The sequence below is a fragment of the Deinococcus yavapaiensis KR-236 genome (assembly GCF_003217515.1).
In the GTDB taxonomy this organism is placed as follows: Bacteria; Deinococcota; Deinococci; order Deinococcales; family Deinococcaceae; genus Deinococcus_A; species Deinococcus_A yavapaiensis.
The window spans coordinates 1-16,554 of record NZ_QJSX01000024.1 but is presented as its reverse complement, the minus strand read 5'-3'; the positions used below and the strand labels follow the sequence as shown (position 1 = coordinate 16,554).

Below are 16,554 nucleotides of genomic sequence, written 5' to 3'. Positions count from 1 at the left end.
CCTGGTGACTTGAAGCGCGCCTTTTTCGACGAAGGCGAGGGCGCGGAGGCGCCCTCGCCTTCTCGTCTCGCCGAGACGCGTCGTCAGAACTTCGGCCGGATGAGGTAGGCGCACACGTGCGCGCCGGAGAGCATGTGAGCGACGCGCGAGACGTCGGCTTGCGGCAAGGCGGCGCGAATGTACTCCAACTCGCTGCCGCACGCGTGGCCGTAGCGCATGGCGATCGAGAGGACGGCGCAGTTGTGCTCGGTGATCACGAACGAGCCGTCTTCTCGCTCCTCGACGTCGGCGAGGTAGCCGTCCTCGTCGAGCACGCGGGTGAGTTCGCGGACTTGCTCGGCAAAGGACAGACCATTCGTGCGCGCGAGGGTGGCCCGCAAGCGGCGCTCGCCGCGTTTCGCGAACAGGTGCGCGACGAGAGAGGGGTCGGCGTCCTCGACGTAGCTCAGCAGTTCGTTGGTGAGCTCGGCGTAGGCACGGGGAAACATCGCGTCGGCCTGCGCGGTGAGACGATAGCGGCGCCTGGGACGTCCGGGGCCGTCACGTAGATCGCGGGCGGCGATCAGATCGGCTTGTTCGAGCGCCGTGAGGTGCTGACGCGCGCCGCTCGGCGTGATTCCGAGGTGCGCCGCGAGGTCCTCCGCGCCGAGTTCACCGCGTTTTTTCAGCAATTGCAGGATGTCCCGGCGGGTGGCGGGAAGGTGATCGAGGGCGGGGCTGACGACCGGCATGGACCGAGTGTAGCGCGAGAAGCGAAGGCAAAAGGAGTTTAACAAGTAAATACTTGCTTTTTCTGGTCGCGAGAAGTACAGTGCCCTCAACGCGCCCAGTAGGACGCTCACAACGCTCACGAGACGCGAAGCGTCTCGCGGTCCTCGTTCCTCGTTTCAAGGAGACGGCCCCATTGGCCGTCCCGGAAAGGACGTCCATGCCCATTGCCCTCGTCACCGGAGCTTCGCGCGGTCTCGGCCTCGCCCTCGCCCGCGCCCTCGCTCGACAAGGTTGGAGCCTCGTGATCACTGCCCGCGAATCAAGCGAACTCGAAGCCGCCCGCGCCGAACTCGCCGAGCACGCCACGGTCCTCGCCCTGCCCGGCGACGTCTCCGACGAAGCGCACGCCGGCGCCCTCGTGAACGCCGCGCGCACCCTCGGCGGTCTCGACGCCCTCGTCAACAACGCCAGCACCCTCGGCGTCACGCCTCGCCCGGACCTCCTCGACTACGATGTCGATGCCTTGCGGCGCGTGTACGACGTGAACGTCCTCGCGCCGCTGCGCCTCGCGCAACTCGCCGCGTCCCTCCTGCACGAGGGAGCTCGCGTCGTCAACGTCTCCTCGGACGCGGGCGTCGAAGGCTACGCGGGCTGGGGCGGCTACGGCTCGAGCAAGGCCGCCTTGGAGCAGATCAGCCGCGTCCTCGCCGCCGAACGCCCCGATTGGCGCGTGTACTGGGTCGATCCCGGCGACATGAACACCCGCATGCACCAAGACGCCTTTCCCGGCGAGGACATCAGCGACCGCGCTCCGCCCGAAGCGAGCGTTCCCGGCTTCCTGCGCTTGTTGCAAGGCGACTTGCCCAGCGGACGCTACGTCGCCCGCGACCTCGCGGCGGTGCCCGCGTGAATCCGCCGAGCGAACTGCGGCTCGTGCTCGCCGCGAGCGACTTCGACGCGGCCGTGCGCCTCTTCCGAGACGGCCTCGGCCTGCACGTCGTGGAAGGCTGGAACGACCCGAACGGACGCGGCCTCGTCCTCGACGTGGGCCGCGCCACCCTCGAACTGCTCGACACGCCTCAAGCTCGGCGCATCGACGCCGTCGAATCCCCCGGCATCGCCAGCGGCCCCGTGCGTGTCGCGTTGAACGTCGACGACGTGGAAGGCGTCGCGGCGCGACTCGCCGCACACGGAGCCACACCACTCGCGCCACCCGTCGACACGCCGTGGGGTCACCACAACCAACGGCTCGTCACGCCCGACGACCTGCACGTCACCCTCTTCCACCCGGAGGTGGTCCTTCCGTGACGCACATCCTGCCGACCGCCACGCTCGACTTCACCTTGCCGCCCGACCTTGAAGCGCACGAACCGCCCGAAGCGCGCGGCCTCGCCCGCGACGACGTGCGCCTGCTCGTTTCGCGCGTGCGAGACGACACGGTGACGCACGCGCACTTCCGCGATCTGCCGAACTTCCTCACGTCCGACGACCTGCTCGTCCTCAACACGTCCGGCACGCTTCCCGCCGCGCTCCGCGCCGACCGTGCCGACGGCACGCCCCTCGTCGTCCACCTCAGCACGCACCTGCCCGCCGACCTTTGGACCGTCGAGGTCCGCCTTCCCACCGACATCGCGACGGCCCCCTTCCGCCACGCGCACGCGGGCGAAACCCTCACCTTGCCCGGCGGCGGCGGCGTCACCCTCCTCGCGCCCTACAGCCTCGACCGCGCCGCGCCGCCTTCGCGCGACGGCACGCGCCTGTGGATCGCCGCCTTGCACCTTCCCTGCGCTCCGCACACCTACCTCGCCACCTACCTCGCCGCGCACGGCCGCCCCATTCGCTACGGCTACGTGCCGCGCGACTGGCCGCTGGAAGCGTACCAAACCGTGTACGCCACCGAAAGCGGCAGCGCCGAGATGCCGAGCGCCGGACGCGCCTTCACGCCCGACTTGCTCACCCGCCTCGTCGCGAAGGGCGTGCGCGTCGCGCCCCTCGTGCTGCATACCGGCGTCGCTTCCCTCGAAGACCACGAGCCGCCCTACGAGGAGTTCTACCGCGTGCCCGACAGCACCGCGCGCGCCGTGAACGAAACGCGCGCCAACGGCGGACGCGTCCTCGCGGTCGGCACGACCGTCGTCCGAGCCTTGGAGACCGTCACGGACGCGCGCGGCACCGCCCACCCCGGCGAAGGCTGGACGCGCGAAGTCATCACGCCTCAGCGTGGCGTGCGCGCCGTGAACGGCTTGCTGACCGGCTGGCACGAACCGCGCGCCAGCCACCTGCTGATGCTGGCCGCGCTCGCCGGAGAGCGCCACCTGCGCGCCGCGTACGAAGCCGCCTTGCAAGGCCGCTACCTTTGGCACGAGTTCGGCGATCTGCACCTCATCGTTCCCTGAGTTTGGCGCGCGTAAGCGACCCTCCACGATTCCGCCATCTCCACGCCCACGCCTCCGGGTACGGTGAACGCATGCCACTCCACGCTCACGCTGCCGTTCGCACTTCCGGAGGCTCGACATGACCGTTCGTGCCAGCTTGTTCCCGACGTTCTTCTTGTCCGGCTTCGAGTGCTCCACCTTCCACTGGAAGCGTCAAGGGCGTCGCGACCTCGTCGCGGAAACGCAGCACGACCGCTTCGTCGCGCAAGATTACCGATTGCTGCGTGACCTCGGGATCGCCGTGGTGCGAGAAGGCGTACCGTGGCCGCTCGTGGACCGAGGCGGCGAGTTCGACTTCGGACGGCTCGACCCCTACATCGATGCGCTGAACGCCTGCCAACTCTTGCCGATCTGGGACTTGTGCCACTACGGCTACCCCGACGACCTCGACCCGTTCCAGCCCGAGTTCAAAGAGCGTTTCGCCCGCTATTGCCGCGCCGTGGCCGAGTACGTGACGCCCCGGGTGCGCGGCCCGCACTTCTTCACGCCGATCAACGAGATCACCTTCTTCTCGTTTTGTGGTGGCGAGTGGGGCTGGGTCGCTCCGTACGGCGAAAGCCGCGAAACGCGCTTCGCCTTGCGGCTCGCGCTGTGCGAGGCGGCCATCGCGGGCGTCCACGCCATTCGCGAAGTCGATCCCGACGCGCGCATGGTGAACGTCGATCCCCTCGTGTACATCGTGCCGCCTGCCGACCGACCCGACCTCGCCGAGGAAGCGCGCGACGAAACGTTTCGCGACACGTTCGTCGCGTGGGACGTTCTCGCCGGAAAGGAGCACCCGGAGTTCGGCGGCTCGCTCGACGTCCTCGACATCGTGGGCGTCAACTGCTACTCGTTCGGGCAGATGGAGTACCGCGAGCACGGCCCGCATCAAGCGCTGGGACCACGTGACGAACGCATCGTTCCCCTGGGCGACTTGCTGTGGGAAGTCTGGGAGCGCTACAAGCGGCCCATCATCATCTCCGAGACGAGCGGGCTCGGCGACGGACGGCCCGCGTGGCTGTGCGACGTCATGGAAGAAAGCCTCGCCGCCGTCTCCAGGGGCATCGACTTGCACGGCGTGTGCCTCTTTCCCGGCGTGGACATGCCCAATTGGCACGAAGGAGAGTGGCTGCACAACGGCATTCACGACCTCGTGCCCGACGGGAACGAATTGAAGCGCGTGCCCTTCGGGCCGTACGTGGACGAACTGCGACGCTGGCAAAAGCTCCTCAACCGCGTCACGACCCTCGACGCCGATCCGTTCAGCGACCCCGTGGACTTGCAGGACGTGAAGGCCGCCGCCGATCGTATGAAGTTGCACGCCGACCGAGATTGGTCGTGACGTCTCAAGTGCCTCGGGCCACGACACCGTCCAGGTACACCCAGCGCCCCTCCTCACGCGCGAAGGTGCTCACCTCTCGCATCTCGTGCCGCTCGCGACCCAGCGCGAACCGAGCGACGAAGGTCACCGCGCCCGACGTGTCGCTCGGACCGCCCCGCTCGACTTCTCGGACGTCGAGGCCGATCCAACGCGTCTCGTCGCTTCGCAACTCCAAACGCGCGGGACGCGTCGAGGAATGCCAAGTGGCAAGCAGGTACGCCTCGTCTCGCAAGACGTACGCCGTGTAGCGCGAGCGCATGAGCTTCTCGGCGGTCGGCGCGTCACGCGCGCCCGACAACAGCGGTCCGCAGCAGCTTCGAAAAGGCTTCTTCGAGCCGCACGGACACGCTTGGGACGGGGGAAAGGGAAGGGGCGGCACGCCTTTCAGTGTACGGCGTGTGTTCAAAGCCCTTTTCAACGGCTAGAGTCTCTGCATGCATTTCTCGACTTCACAAGGAGCCAAGGACGCTTGAACGACGTCGCGATCGTCCTGCTCGCCGGTCTCGGCGCCGCCGTGTCGTTCGGCTCCGGCGACTTCAGCGGCGGAGTCGCCACGAAGCGCGATCCGGTCGTGCGCGTCGTCGCCCTCGCGCACGTCCTGTCCTTCGTGGCGTTCGCGTTGCTCGCCGTGCTGACTCGCGAGCGAGCCCCGAGCCTCGCCGACCTCGCGTGGGGTGCGCTCGCGGGCGTGGGCGGACTGATCGGGCTGGCGTCCTTGTACCGCGGCCTCGCCCTCGGACCCATGGGCGTCGTCGCGGCGACGAGCGCCGTGCTCGCGGCGGCCGTGCCCGTCTTGGTGAGCGTCGCGCTCGGTCAAGTGCTCGGCTTCGTGCAACTCGTCGGGATGATCCTCGCCCTCGTCGGCGTGGTCGTCCTCACGCGCGACGCGAGCACCGGACGGGGCGGCGTGCTCCTCGCGGTCTCGGCGGGACTCGGCTTCGGGGCGTTCTTCGTGTTTCTCGGTCAGACCACGCCCGGCTCGGTGTTCTGGCCGCTCGTCGTGGCGCGCTTCGTGTCGGGCAGCGTGATGCTCGTGCTCGCTGTGCGCGGCTCCGGCTTGAAACCTGCCGCGCCGAATCCCATCGTGGCGTCCTCCGTCCTCGACGCGCTCGGCAACGTCTTGTTCGTGCTCGCCGCGCAAACCGGCCGCCTCGCCGAAGCGAGCGTCTTGTCGAACGTCTACCCGGCGTTCACGGTGCTGCTCGCGTGGGCCGTCCTCAAAGAGCGTTTACGGCGAGACCAGTGGTGGGGTCTCGCCGTGACGTTGATCGCCGTGCCGCTCGTGGCTTGGCGGACGTGACGCTTCTCAGCCCGCCACGCGCCGCAGTTGACTCGCCGCGTCCTCGCTCACCACGCCGCCGTGGTACGTCAGGATCGCGCGAACGGGCAGGGTGGCGAGCTTGCCCAAGCTTCGCATCGCCGTCTCCATGTCGGGCGTGGCGCGCTCCATGGGCGGGTGGAGTTCGCCGTTCGCGCTCGTCAGGGCGTCCCCGGCGATGAGCACGCCGCTTTTCCGCACGAACAAGCTCAAGTGCCCGAAGGTGTGCCCCGGCGTCGCGACGACGTCCACGCCGCCCGCGACGTTCAAGACGTCCCCGTCGTGCAGGACGCGCGTGACGCGCGCCCTCGGCGGATTCTCGAACACCGCCTTCATCGCGGGCGGCATCGCCGCGAGCCTCTCGGGCGACGGCTGCTTTTGACTCGGAAGGTCGCCTTGCACGTACGGCACCTCCGCCTCGAGCGCCAGCACGTCCGCGTTCGTTCGTGACAGCACGCTCGGCAACGAGCCGATATGGTCGAGGTCGTGGTGCGTCACCACGACGCGCCGCACGTCCGAAAGCGACAACGACAACGCCGAAAGCGCCTCCTCGATGACGCCCTCCATGCCCGGTACGCCCGTGTCCACGAGCGTCGCGCCTTCGCGGTCGTCGAGCAGCAGCGCGGGGTGAATGAGCGACACGCCGCCCATCAAATTGGCGGGCAGCGGCAGCGCGAACACGTGATCGCCGAGTCGAATGGGTTGGATCGTCATGCGCTCACCGTACCATCCGAGGTGTCAGGCAGATGAAGGCGGCACGCCGATCCCGACGAGCGGATCGCCCGCGTTCATGGCGAGGCTCGACACGACGAACAGCACGACGCCGCTTCCCGGCGCGGTCGCCGTGTGCAGCGTCCGACCCGTGAGGTCGCGCAGCACACCCACCGTCTGTCCGACTTCCACGGTCTCGCCCGCCGCCACGCTCGGCGTCCACAAGCCCCGTTCGGGCGAGGACAGCCAAGCGAACGTCTCGTGCTCGCGAATCGGCGCGCGGACGTCCTCGCCGTCCAGCATGCCGAGGTGCCGCATCGCTCGCCGCGTTCCCTCCACCAGCAAGGCGACGTCTTGCTCGCCGCGCAATCCTTGCCCGCTCGCCTCGGCGATGATGGCGGGAACGCCATGGGTGCGCGTCACCTCGTAGCTCATGCCGCGACTTTCGCTCGACAAGAGGTGCGGCAAGCCGAAGGCGAGCGCGAGCTGCCGTGACGCCTCGTGCCCCCGCGCGTAGATCGAAAAGGGCTCGAGCGCTTCGACGAGGTCCCCGCCGTGCAAATCGATGAGAGCGTCGGCGCGCGACAAGAACGTCTCGTGCAGCCACGCCGCGAGGCGAGGCGCGTACGATCCGCTGGCGTCTCCCGGAAAGACGCGGTTGAGGTTGAGCCCGTCGATGGGGTTGACGTAAATCGAGCGTGCCCAGAAGGCCGCCGGATTCACGATCGGCAGAACGACGAGCGTTCCCGACAGCGAGGCGGGATCGGTGTCCTCGGCCACTCGGTACGCCGCGTCGATGCTCGCGTACTCCGCGCCGTGCACGCCCGCCGTCACGAGCAGGGTCGGACCGCCGCGCGCGCCGCGCACGACGACGTACGGAACGCGGTCGTCTCCGCCCGAGGGAGCGTCGAGCGCGCCCTTGGACGTCGTGCCGAGCGGCGTCGCGTCGATGAGGTCAAGCACGCGCCACCGTCCCGCTCGTCGCCGAGGGGCTCGTCTTCGCGAGCCCCTCGAAGTACGCCGTCCACGCGCGCGCACCCTCGAAAAAGCGCGGCAAGCGGAAGAACTCGTTGGGCGCGTGGATGTTTTCGTCGCCGACGGCGAACGAGAAGAACACCGTGTCGATTCCCAGGACGCTTCGGAAGGTGTCGCAGATCGGAATGGACCCGCCCATGCCGACGACGAGCGGTGGTCGGTCGTACACGATTTCGAGCGCTTCACGCGCGACCGTGAGTCCCACGTGATCGTCGGGAATGCGGTACGCGGCCGCTCCGTGGTCGTCCTTGTTGAAGCTCAGCGTGACGCCGCGCGGTGTGTGAGCGCGCAAGTGCGCCTCGATCAAAGCGCGAATTCGCGCGGGGTCTTGCCCGGGCACAAGGCGGCAAGTGATCTTGGCGTGCGCCTCGCTCGGCAAGACGGTCTTGCTGCCCTCGCCGATGTATCCGCCCCACAAGCCGTTGAGCTCCAGCGTCGGACGGTACCATTGGCGTTCCAGCGTCGAGTAGCCTGACTCACCGAACGTGTCGGACGCGCCGACATCGGCGAGGTACGCCTCGTCGTGAAACGGCAAGGCCGCCGTGTCGGCGCGTATCGCCTCCGAGATCGCCAAGGCGCCGTCGTAGAAGTGCGCGACGGCCACCCGCCCTTCCTCGTCGTGCAAGCTCGCCACCATCTGCGCGATGGCGTGCAAGGGGTTGTGCAGCGCTCCGCCGTGACGTCCGGAGTGCAAGTCCTTGCCGGGGCCCCTCACCGTGAACTCGAGCGCGCAAAGGCCGCGCGCGCTGACCGTGAGCGTCGGAATGTCCGCGCGCCACATGCCGCCGTCGGCGGACAGCACGAAGTCGGCCGCGAGGCGCTCGGCGTTCGCCCGCACGAAGTCGCCGAGGTGCGGACTTCCGACTTCCTCCTCGCCTTCGAACAGGAACTTCACGTTCACCGGAAGGTGACCGCGCGTTTTCAAGAACGCCTCGGCGACGCGAATCGGAATCAGCATCGGCGCCTTGTCGTCCGACACGCCGCGAGCGAACAGCTTGCCGTCCCGCTCGGTCGGCTCGAAAGGCGGCGAGTCCCAGCGGTCCACGGGATCGGGCGGTTGCACGTCGTAATGCCCGTACACCAACACCGTCGGGGCGCCCTCGGCGAACGTCCACGAGGCCGTCACGACCGGATGCCCGTCCGTGTCGTTCACGGCGGCGTCCGTGACGCCCGCGTCGATGAGACGCGTCGCCACCCACTGAGCGGCGCGCCGCACGTCCTCTCGGTGACGCGAGTCGGTGCTTACGCTGGGAATGCGCACGAACGACTGCAAGTCGGCGAGGTCACGTTCGTGGTGACGCTCCAAGTACGCCAAGACGTCTTCCATCACTTTCCTCCGTCGACGCTCAGGATTTGGCCCGTCACCCAACCCGCGAAGTCCGACGCGAAGAACAGCACGGCGTGCGCGATGTCATCGGGCGAACCGAGACGCTTCATGGCGATGCCCTGCACGAGGCGACGCTGACCTTCCTCGCCGTAACTTTCCCACTGCCGCTCCGTGGTGGGATTGGAGCGCACGAAGCCGGGCGCGACGTTGTTCACGGTGATGCCCCACGCGCCGAGTTCGTGTGCGAGTTGCCGCGTAAGGCCGATCTGCGCGGCCTTGGCGCTCGCGTACGCTTGAATGCCCGTGAGGCTCACGCCGAGACCCGCGCCGCTGGAGATGTTCACGATGCGCCCGAAGTTCGCCGCCTTCATCAGCGGCGCGACCGCTTGCGAGAAGTAGAAGGCCCCGTCGACGTTCACGCGAAAGATCGCGTGCCAATCATCCTCGGAGATCTCCTCCACGGGACGTCCGACTTGCCCGAGCACGCCGCCCGCGTTGTTCACGAGGACGTCCACGCGCGAGCCGCCCGACGCTTCTTGCACGAACGCGCGCACGGCGTCACGATTCGAGACGTCCACCGTACGAACGTGCACCAAATCGCCGCCTTGCCGAGCCGTTTCCTGCAGCCCCGCTTCTTGCACGTCGCACGCCCACACGGTCGCGCCGCGAGCGGCGAATGCGAGGCTGATGGCCCGACCGAAGCCGTGCGCGGCTCCAGTCACGATGACGGTTCGACCGTCGAAGGAGATGTTCAACCTGAAGTCCTTTCGAGCACAGAGGGCATGTCGAGAAGAGGAGGAACGCGGTTGGCGCCCAGCAACCGCTCGATCGCCGCTCCGAGTGCGAGGGCGACGGCGTCGTCGTTGGGACGCGCCGTGATGTGCAAGCCGACCGGGAGCTGCTGAGAAAAGCCCGCGTTCACGCTCAACGCGGGAAACCCGGTGAGGTTCGTGGGAGCGGTGCGCCGCGCCTCGGCGGCGCCCGCCTCGTCCGCCACGACCGGATCTTCGTGCGGCGCCACCCACGCGACGGTCGGGGAGAGCAAGGCGACCAAGCCGTGCATCGCGTCGAGAAAGTTCGCGGCCAGCCTTTGGCGGTAACGCTGCGCCTTGACGTGCGCGACGCCGCGCACGTCGAAGCCCAGCTCGATTTGCATGCGCGTGTCCTTGGCGTAGTCGTCGGGCCGCTCGCGCACCCATCGTTCGTGGATGACGCTCGCCTCGGGCAGCAAAACGTCCATGAGCGCGGCGTCGGCGGCGTCGAGCTCGTCGATTCGCACGGGAACGAGGTGCGCGCCCGCGTCTTTGAGTGCTTCGAGCGCGCGCATGAAGACTTCGCGCACGCCCGGCTCCATCTCGGGCCCGTCGATGTGCTCTTCGAGCACGCCGAGCCGCACGCCCTTGAGGCCACGCGGCGTCACGTCGAGCGTTCGTTGCGCGAGAACTTCCAACAGCAAGGCCGCGTCCTCGCTGCTGCGCGCGATCGGGCCGCCGTGGTCGAGCGACCATGACAGCGCAAAGATGCCGTCGAGCGGCACGAGACCGTACGTGGGCTTGAGGCCGCTCACGCCGCAGTACGACGCGGGAATGCGAATCGATCCGCCCGTGTCGGTTCCGAGCGCCGCGAAGCACAGGCCCGCGGCGACCGCCGCCGCCGACCCGCCGCTCGATCCGCCCGCCGTGCGCGTCGGATCCCACGGGTTGTTCGTCTGCCCAAAGTCGGGGTGGACGATGCCGTACGCGAACTCCAGCATGTTCGTCTTCCCAACGAGGACGGCGCCCGCCTCGCGAAGTCGCGTCACGACCGTGGCGTCGACGGTCGGCACGTGATCGCTCAGGATGCGCGCGCCGCACGTCGTACGAACACCTGCCGTGTCGGCAAGATCCTTCAAGGCGACCGGGACGCCGTGAAGGGGTCCTCGGTCCACGCCGCTTCGCAATTCGCGCTCTGCCGCCTCCGCCTGCTCCATGGCGAGGTCGCCCGTCACGGTGATGAAGGCGTTCAAGACGGTGTCGAGCTGCTCGATTCGCTGCAGCGTCGCCCGGGTGACGTCCACGGGCGAGAGGGAGCCCGCTCGAAAGCGGGCGCCTAACTCGGCGATGGACAGGAACAAGACGTCTTCAGTCGTCATACGTTCACTTCGCGAGGTAAGTGTTCACGAAGATGTTGTTTCCGAGCGGAGTCTGCAAGAAGTTCTTGACGTTCTTGCGCAACGCCACCGGGAAGGGCTGCTCGTACAAAAACACCATCGGCGCCGCCGCCACGTAGATTTGCTGGATTTGCTTGTAGAGGTTGGCGCGCTTGGTCTTGTCGAGCTCCACTTGGCTTTGCGCGAAGAGCTGATCGACCTTCGCGTTCTGGAAGCCGGTGTGAAAGGACTCGGCGTTCTTGTACACGGCGGCGTACGCGGTGCCTTCGTTCGGGTCGGCGATGTCGTCGGTCCAGTAGTTGTACTGCATCTGGAAGTCGTTCTCGGCGTAACGACCGTTGGCGGTCGCGCTTTCGAGCTGCTCGATGTTCAGCTTCACCCCGAGCGTCGCCCACATCTGCTGCAGCGCCGTCGCGAGCGAAATCTGATCGGCGTTTCCGGCGATGACTTGCAAGGTGACGGCCGTGTTCGCCGGAACGCCCGACGCGGCGAGCAGCGACTTCGCCTTGGCGAGATCGTACGGATAGCCGGTCTGCGCGGCGAACAGCGGGGTGGTGCTCGCCAAGTACGACTTGCTCTCCTTGCCGTTGCCGAACGCCACGAGCTTGATGAGGGCCTGTTTGTCGGTGGCGTAGTTGAGCGCTTGGCGGAACTTTTCGTTCGCCAACGGGTTCGCCGAACCGTTCTTGAGCTTCGCGCGGGTGTTCATCACGATGAAGTTGCGGCGCGTCGAAGCGAACAAGACCACGCTGAGCTGCGCGTTCGCCTTGAGCTCGTTGACGCGCGCGAACGGAATGAACTCCGCGCCTTGGATCTCGCCGGATTGCAACTTCAGGATGCGGGTGTTGTCGTCGGGCAGGATCTCGAAGCGGATCGCGTCGAGGTACGGCAAGGCCTTGCCGTCCTCGCCTTTCTTCCAGTAGTACGGATTGCGCTTGAGGACCATGTACGAGCCGCGCTTCCACTCGCTGAGCATGAACGGCCCCGTCCCGATGGGCTTCTCCGCGAAGACTTTGGCCTTTTCGGCGTCGTCCTTGCCTTTCGCGGCCTCGTACAGCTTCTTGGGCAAAACCGCCGCGTTGAAGGTCGCGAGGGCCGCCACCAAACTCGGATCGGGGTTCTTGAGGGTCAGCACCACTTGATCGCTGCCCTTCGTGGAAATGCTCGCGATCGACGTCAGCAACGAGTTCCAAGCGCCGTTGTTCGGATTGCGCGCTCGATCGAGCGAGAACTTCACGTCGGCCGGAGTGATCGGAGAGCCGTCGGAGAACTTCACGCCCTTGCGCAGCGTCACCGTGAAGGTCTTGCCGCCGTTCGAGAAGGCGTACGACGACGCGAGGCCGCCTCGGAAGGTGTTCGTGCTGGGCACCGCCTCGATCAAGGTCTCGTAGATGTTCGTCAAGATCCAGATGTCGAGGTTCGCGTCGGTGTACACGGGATCGAGCAGCAGCGAGTCGGCGTAACGGCCGTACGCCAGCGTGCCTCCCCGAACGGGCGCGGCGGTGGCGACGTCGGCGAGCGTGGCGGTCAAGGCCAAAGTCACGAGAAGCGCGGTCTTCCTCATGGTCGTACCTCCTGGGTTCAGCCTTGGTCGAGCGGGCGAATGAGGATTTCGTTGACGTTCACGCGTTTGGGCTGCGTCACGGCGTACAAGACGGCGGCGGCGATGTCTTCGGATTCCAACGTCGTCATCTGCGAGATCCGGCCCTCGTACGTCGTCTTCGTCTCTTGGTGCGTGATGTGGTTCGTCAACTCGGTCGCGACGACGCCCGGCTCGATCACCGTGACGCGAATGCCGTGCAGCCTCACTTCCTGCCGCAGACCTTCGCTGAATCCGCCGACGCCCCACTTCGTGGCCGAGTACCCGGCGGACGTCGGGCTCGCGCCGCGTCCCGACACAGACGAGATGTTCACGACGTGCCCGTTGCCTTGCGTCTTCATGTGGGGCACGGCGGCGTGCGTGGCGTACATGAGGCCCAGGAGGTTCACGTCGATCATGCGCCGCCAGTCCGTCGTGTCCGCGTTCGTGACCGGCCCGAGCAGCATCAAGCCCGCGTTGTTCACGAGGATGTCCACCCGTCCGAAGGCGCCCACGGCGCGCTCCACCGCCAGCCTCGCTTGCGATTCGTCCGCGACGTCCGCCACGACGATCTCGGCGCGCCCGCCTTGCGCCTCGATGCGGCTTTGCAGTTCACGCAGCCGCTCTTCGCGCCGCGCCACGAGAACGACGCCCGCGCCCTCGGCGCTCAACGCGAGGGCCGTCGCCTCGCCGATGCCGCTCGACGCGCCCGTCACGATCGCCACTTGCCCGCTCAATCTTCCTTGCTGCGTCATGCCTTCGCCTCCTGCTCGAGACCGTACAAGTCCCGGAATTTGTTCGTGAGGTACGTCAGGTACGGCCCCTCGTCGAGCTCGCGGCCCGTGGCGAGAAGTAGCAACTGATGCGGCGTGAAGGTCCGGCCGTGGCGGTAGACGTGCTCGGTGAGCCAGTCGCGCAACGGGCCGTACTCACCGCGAGCGAGCGAGCCGTGCAAGTCCTCGACGTCCTCGCTCGCGGCCTCGAAGAACTGCGCGGCCATGACGTTACCGATCGTGTACGTCGGGAAGGACCCGAAGTATCCCGTCGACCAGTGGATGTCTTGCAGCACGCCGCGCGCGTCGTCGGGCACGTCGAGTCCGAGGTCCGCCTTGACGCGGGCGTTCCAAAGCTCGGGCAGTTCCGCGACTTGCACTTCGCCCGCAATGAGGGCCGTTTCGATCTCGACGCGCAGCATGATGTGCAAGTCGTACGTGAGCTCGTCCGCCTCCACGCGAATGAGGCTGGGCCGCACCCGGTTCACGGCCCGGTGGAATTCCTCGGGCGTGACGTCGGCGAGTTGGGCCGGGAAGACCGATTGCAAACGCCCGAAGTGCACGTCCCAAAAGGCGCGCGACCGACCGACGCGGTTTTCCCACAAGCGCGACGAGCTTTCGTGCGTTCCGAAGCTCGCGCCGCCCACCGCGTACAAGCCGAGCAGGTCGGACGCGAGAATCGATCGCGTGAGCTCGGGAGCGACGTTCTGCTCGTACAAGGCGTGGCCCGCCTCGTGCAGCACGCCGAACAAGGCGCCCGGCAAGAAGGTCTCGCGGTAGCGCGTCGTGATGCGGACGTCGTTGCGCGTGAACGAGATCTCGAACGGATGCGCCGACGCGTCGAGCCGTCCGCGCGAAAGGTCGTACCCGACCAGTTGCGCGAACTCCAACGCGAGCGTCCGTTGATCCTCCACCGAGTAAAAGCGCTCCAGAAAGTCGGTGCGAGGCTCGGGCGCCGCTTGGATCTCCTGGAGCAGCGCGACGTGGTGCGCGCGAAGCCGCCCGAACAAGCTCTTGAGCGTGCTCGACTTCAAGCCCGGCTCGTACAAGTTCAGCAAGGCGTCGTACGGATGCTCTTCGTACCCGAGGGCGTCGGCGAGACGCCGTGTGAGGTCCACCATGCGCGTGAGGTGCGGCGCGAACGCGGCGAAGTCGCTGTTCGTCTTCGCCTTCGCCCAAGCGTCCTGCGCGGCGCTCTTGGCGAGGGCGAGCTCGCGCGTGAGCTCCTCGGGAACGCGCTTGAGCGCGCCGATGGCGTCCAGGGCCTGCTTCGCCGCCACTTCCTCGGCCAAGTCGCCCGCCGCCTCGGTCGCCGCCGCTTCGAACGCAGGGTCGAGCATGAGGCGCTGGGCGATGCCGCTGAGGGTCGCCGTCTGCGCGGCGCGCGTCTCGCTGCCACCGCTCGGCATCTGCGTTCGCGCGTCCCACCCCAGCAAATTCAAAGTGCACAGCACGTCGTTGATTTCGGCCGATCGCCGTCCAAATTCGCTCACTTCGAGACCGTCCTTTCATTGCCTTCGGGCGGCGCGCTCTCGCCTCGATCGGCCGCTTGAAACGCGAGCCGCTCCGCTTCCATTTGCGCGCGCACCTTGCCCAGCACCTCGCCTTGCCGTTCGAGGGGAATCACGACGACGCCGTTCTCGTCTCCGACCAGCACGTCTCCCGGCCGCACGGTCATTCCGCCCACCGCGACCGGCACGTTCACGGCGCCGCGTCCTCCCGGCAAACCCGCGTTCGGCGTGATCGCCGTGGAGAACACCGGAAAGCCGAGCTTTCCGATCGCCGTGACATCACGGCACGCTCCGTCGATGACCGCTCCGACGAGACCGCGCGCCATCGCGGCGCGCGTCGTCCGCTCGCCCCAAAAGGCGGCGTTCGTGACGCCGTGCGAATCGATCACGACGACGCTTCCCGGCCCGGCCGCCTGAATTGCGTCGAAGACGGCACTGAGGTCCGTTCCGAAGGTCCGCACCGTAACCGCCTCGCCCACGAAGCGCGCCCCGCTCCACACCGAACGCACCGCCGCGCCCATCGCGCCGCCTCGGTCAAGCGCGTCGCTCACGAGGCACGTCAAGTCCCCGTCGACGAGCAGGCTTCGCAAAGCGTCCGTCACATCGCTCACACGGAACTCCCGACCCTCACGAGGCTTCGAAGTTCGTCGAGGTTCGCGCGGCTCAGTTCGCGCCGTCCGTCCTCGATGTCGTGCACGAGCTCCACGAGGCGCGCCGTGATGGGCGTCTGCAAGCCGTGCTCGCGACCGAAATGCACCACCCAGCCAAGTTGCGCGTCGACTTCCGTGCGGCGCTTGCGCACGGCGAGGTCACGCCAGATGCCGCTGTGCGTCTTGGCGCTTTTGCGGTTGAACGCGACCATGTCGTTCATGGAGGCGTTCGCCCGCGCGTCGCCGCTGTCCGGCAGGAACGCGGCGGGATCGAAGCCGTTGAAAGCCTCGGGCGTCACGCCGTGCGCGAGGGCGACGCGCATCACCTCGCGTCCGAGCGCCACGTACAGCGGGCGATCCTCCTCGTTGGCGAGGGCGTCGGCGATCGCGTCGTTCGTGACGGCCGTGGCGAACAGCAACGCGCCGTACCCGAGCTTGCTCCACAAGTACCCGAAGACGTTGGGGCTCAAGACGGCGTGCTCGTCGAACTGCCGCAAGGCCGCGTGCAACGCGCGCGCCCGCTCGCTGATCCGTCCGTCCTGCTCGCCGATCACGACCGCGCCGCGCCCACCGTAGTGGATGACGCCCGGCCGCAAGTAATCCGCCCCGAAGTTCACGAAGCTTCCCAAGACGTGCGCCTCGCCGAACGTCTCGTTGAGGATGAGCGGATTCAGGCCGTTCTGCACGGACACGACGCACCCGTCAGGCGTGACGTGAGGCTTGAGGGCTCGCGCGGCCGAGGCGGTGTCATGCGCTTTCGTGCACAGCAGGACGTGCGCCCACTCGCCTCGTACCTCGTCGGGCGTGAAGGCGGGGGCGCGCACCGTGAACGTGTCGATGGGACCCTCGATCGCGAGTCCTTCTTCTCGAATGGCCCGCACGTGGTCGGCGTCGCGATCCACGAAGGTCACGTCGTGTCCGGCGCGCACGAGGTACGCGCCGATCGTGCCGCCGATGGCGCCCGCGCCCCAGATCAGCACCTTCACGACACG

General features: G+C 67.5%; 17 protein-coding genes. 5 read left to right on the top strand and 12 right to left on the bottom strand.

Annotated elements, in window-relative coordinates; genetic code table 11:
• Nucleotides 1-83: 83 nt before the first annotated feature.
• Nucleotides 84-731, bottom strand: a complete 648-nt coding sequence (locus DES52_RS20615; protein ID WP_110888721.1) for a helix-turn-helix transcriptional regulator — start codon at nucleotides 729-731, stop codon at nucleotides 84-86.
• 197 nt (nucleotides 732-928) lie between these two features.
• On the opposite strand from DES52_RS20615, the gene DES52_RS20610 reads away from it, so the two are divergent.
• The 4 genes from DES52_RS20610 to DES52_RS20595 all read left to right on the top strand — a co-directional run bounded on the left by DES52_RS20610 (nucleotide 929) and on the right by DES52_RS20595 (nucleotide 4,470).
• On the top strand, nucleotides 929-1,621 hold the full coding sequence (locus tag DES52_RS20610) for an SDR family NAD(P)-dependent oxidoreductase (RefSeq protein WP_110888720.1): 693 nt from the start codon (nucleotides 929-931) through the stop codon (nucleotides 1,619-1,621).
• Nucleotides 1,618-2,019, top strand: a complete 402-nt coding sequence (locus DES52_RS20605) for a VOC family protein (RefSeq protein WP_110888719.1) — start codon at nucleotides 1,618-1,620, stop codon at nucleotides 2,017-2,019. Before DES52_RS20610 ends, DES52_RS20605 begins: the two co-directional genes overlap by 4 nt.
• On the top strand, nucleotides 2,016-3,107 hold the full coding sequence (locus DES52_RS20600) for an S-adenosylmethionine:tRNA ribosyltransferase-isomerase (protein WP_245901201.1): 1,092 nt from the start codon (nucleotides 2,016-2,018) through the stop codon (nucleotides 3,105-3,107). Before DES52_RS20605 ends, DES52_RS20600 begins: the two co-directional genes overlap by 4 nt.
• A 118-nt stretch (nucleotides 3,108-3,225) precedes the next feature.
• Nucleotides 3,226-4,470, top strand: a complete 1,245-nt coding sequence (locus DES52_RS20595) for a glycoside hydrolase family 1 protein (protein ID WP_110888718.1) — start codon at nucleotides 3,226-3,228, stop codon at nucleotides 4,468-4,470.
• A gap of 4 nt (nucleotides 4,471-4,474) precedes the next feature.
• Here DES52_RS20595 and DES52_RS22710 read toward each other — a convergent pair whose 3' ends face one another.
• Nucleotides 4,475-4,888, bottom strand: a complete 414-nt coding sequence (locus tag DES52_RS22710) for a YchJ family protein (protein ID WP_146237414.1) — start codon at nucleotides 4,886-4,888, stop codon at nucleotides 4,475-4,477.
• A 90-nt stretch (nucleotides 4,889-4,978) separates the two neighbouring features.
• On the opposite strand from DES52_RS22710, the gene DES52_RS20590 reads away from it, so the two are divergent.
• Complete coding sequence (locus DES52_RS20590) at nucleotides 4,979-5,809, top strand: EamA family transporter (RefSeq protein WP_170131203.1); 831 nt, start codon at nucleotides 4,979-4,981, stop codon at nucleotides 5,807-5,809.
• Nucleotides 5,810-5,815: 6 nt separating this feature from the next.
• Here the strand turns inward: DES52_RS20590 and DES52_RS20585 are convergent, their stop codons facing one another.
• The 10 genes from DES52_RS20585 to DES52_RS20540 form a co-directional block, all read right to left on the bottom strand.
• Nucleotides 5,816-6,541 (bottom strand): MBL fold metallo-hydrolase, encoded by a 726-nt coding sequence (locus tag DES52_RS20585; protein WP_110888716.1) that lies wholly within the window; start codon nucleotides 6,539-6,541, stop codon nucleotides 5,816-5,818.
• A 24-nt stretch (nucleotides 6,542-6,565) separates the two neighbouring features.
• Nucleotides 6,566-7,501: a succinylglutamate desuccinylase/aspartoacylase family protein gene (locus tag DES52_RS20580; protein ID WP_110888715.1), complete on the bottom strand. Its 936-nt coding sequence runs from the start codon at nucleotides 7,499-7,501 to the stop codon at nucleotides 6,566-6,568.
• Nucleotides 7,494-8,900, bottom strand: a complete 1,407-nt coding sequence (locus DES52_RS20575) for a dipeptidase (protein WP_170131202.1) — start codon at nucleotides 8,898-8,900, stop codon at nucleotides 7,494-7,496. The genes DES52_RS20580 and DES52_RS20575 overlap by 8 nt, the downstream gene beginning before the upstream one ends.
• Nucleotides 8,900-9,655, bottom strand: coding sequence for an SDR family NAD(P)-dependent oxidoreductase (locus DES52_RS20570; RefSeq protein WP_110888713.1), 756 nt, complete (start codon nucleotides 9,653-9,655; stop codon nucleotides 8,900-8,902). Before DES52_RS20570 ends, DES52_RS20575 begins: the two co-directional genes overlap by 1 nt.
• A complete protein-coding gene (locus tag DES52_RS20565; protein WP_110888712.1) occupies nucleotides 9,652-11,031 on the bottom strand; it encodes an amidase in 1,380 nt (459 codons plus the stop codon). The genes DES52_RS20570 and DES52_RS20565 overlap by 4 nt, the downstream gene beginning before the upstream one ends.
• Before the next feature lie 4 nt (nucleotides 11,032-11,035).
• Nucleotides 11,036-12,613, bottom strand: coding sequence for an ABC transporter substrate-binding protein (locus tag DES52_RS20560; protein WP_110888711.1), 1,578 nt, complete (start codon nucleotides 12,611-12,613; stop codon nucleotides 11,036-11,038).
• 17 nt (nucleotides 12,614-12,630) lie between these two features.
• Complete coding sequence (locus tag DES52_RS20555) at nucleotides 12,631-13,383, bottom strand: SDR family oxidoreductase (protein WP_110888710.1); 753 nt, start codon at nucleotides 13,381-13,383, stop codon at nucleotides 12,631-12,633.
• Nucleotides 13,380-14,894: a carboxypeptidase M32 gene (locus DES52_RS20550; protein WP_110888709.1), complete on the bottom strand. Its 1,515-nt coding sequence runs from the start codon at nucleotides 14,892-14,894 to the stop codon at nucleotides 13,380-13,382. The genes DES52_RS20555 and DES52_RS20550 overlap by 4 nt, the downstream gene beginning before the upstream one ends.
• Nucleotides 14,891-15,523 (bottom strand): RraA family protein, encoded by a 633-nt coding sequence (locus tag DES52_RS20545; protein ID WP_110888708.1) that lies wholly within the window; start codon nucleotides 15,521-15,523, stop codon nucleotides 14,891-14,893. Before DES52_RS20545 ends, DES52_RS20550 begins: the two co-directional genes overlap by 4 nt.
• Nucleotides 15,520-16,554: ketopantoate reductase family protein (locus DES52_RS20540; protein WP_245901199.1), on the bottom strand; the 1,035-nt coding region annotated here is incomplete at its 5' end. The genes DES52_RS20545 and DES52_RS20540, both read right to left, overlap by 4 nt.

Bases quoted from the DNA above. Each gene is read 5' to 3' on its own strand.
- DES52_RS20615 (WP_110888721.1), bottom strand. From the start codon at position 731: ATGCCGGTCGTCAGCCCCGCCCTCGATCACCTTCCCGCCACCCGCCGG.
- DES52_RS20610 (WP_110888720.1), top strand. From the start codon at position 929: ATGCCCATTGCCCTCGTCACCGGAGCTTCGCGCGGTCTCGGCCTCGCC.
- DES52_RS20595 (WP_110888718.1), top strand. From the start codon at position 3,226: ATGACCGTTCGTGCCAGCTTGTTCCCGACGTTCTTCTTGTCCGGCTTC.
- DES52_RS20585 (WP_110888716.1), bottom strand. From the start codon at position 6,541: ATGACGATCCAACCCATTCGACTCGGCGATCACGTGTTCGCGCTGCCG.
- DES52_RS20575 (WP_170131202.1), bottom strand. From the start codon at position 8,900: ATGGAAGACGTCTTGGCGTACTTGGAGCGTCACCACGAACGTGACCTC.
- DES52_RS20565 (WP_110888712.1), bottom strand. From the start codon at position 11,031: ATGACGACTGAAGACGTCTTGTTCCTGTCCATCGCCGAGTTAGGCGCC.
- DES52_RS20560 (WP_110888711.1), bottom strand. From the start codon at position 12,613: ATGAGGAAGACCGCGCTTCTCGTGACTTTGGCCTTGACCGCCACGCTC.
- DES52_RS20555 (WP_110888710.1), bottom strand. From the start codon at position 13,383: ATGACGCAGCAAGGAAGATTGAGCGGGCAAGTGGCGATCGTGACGGGC.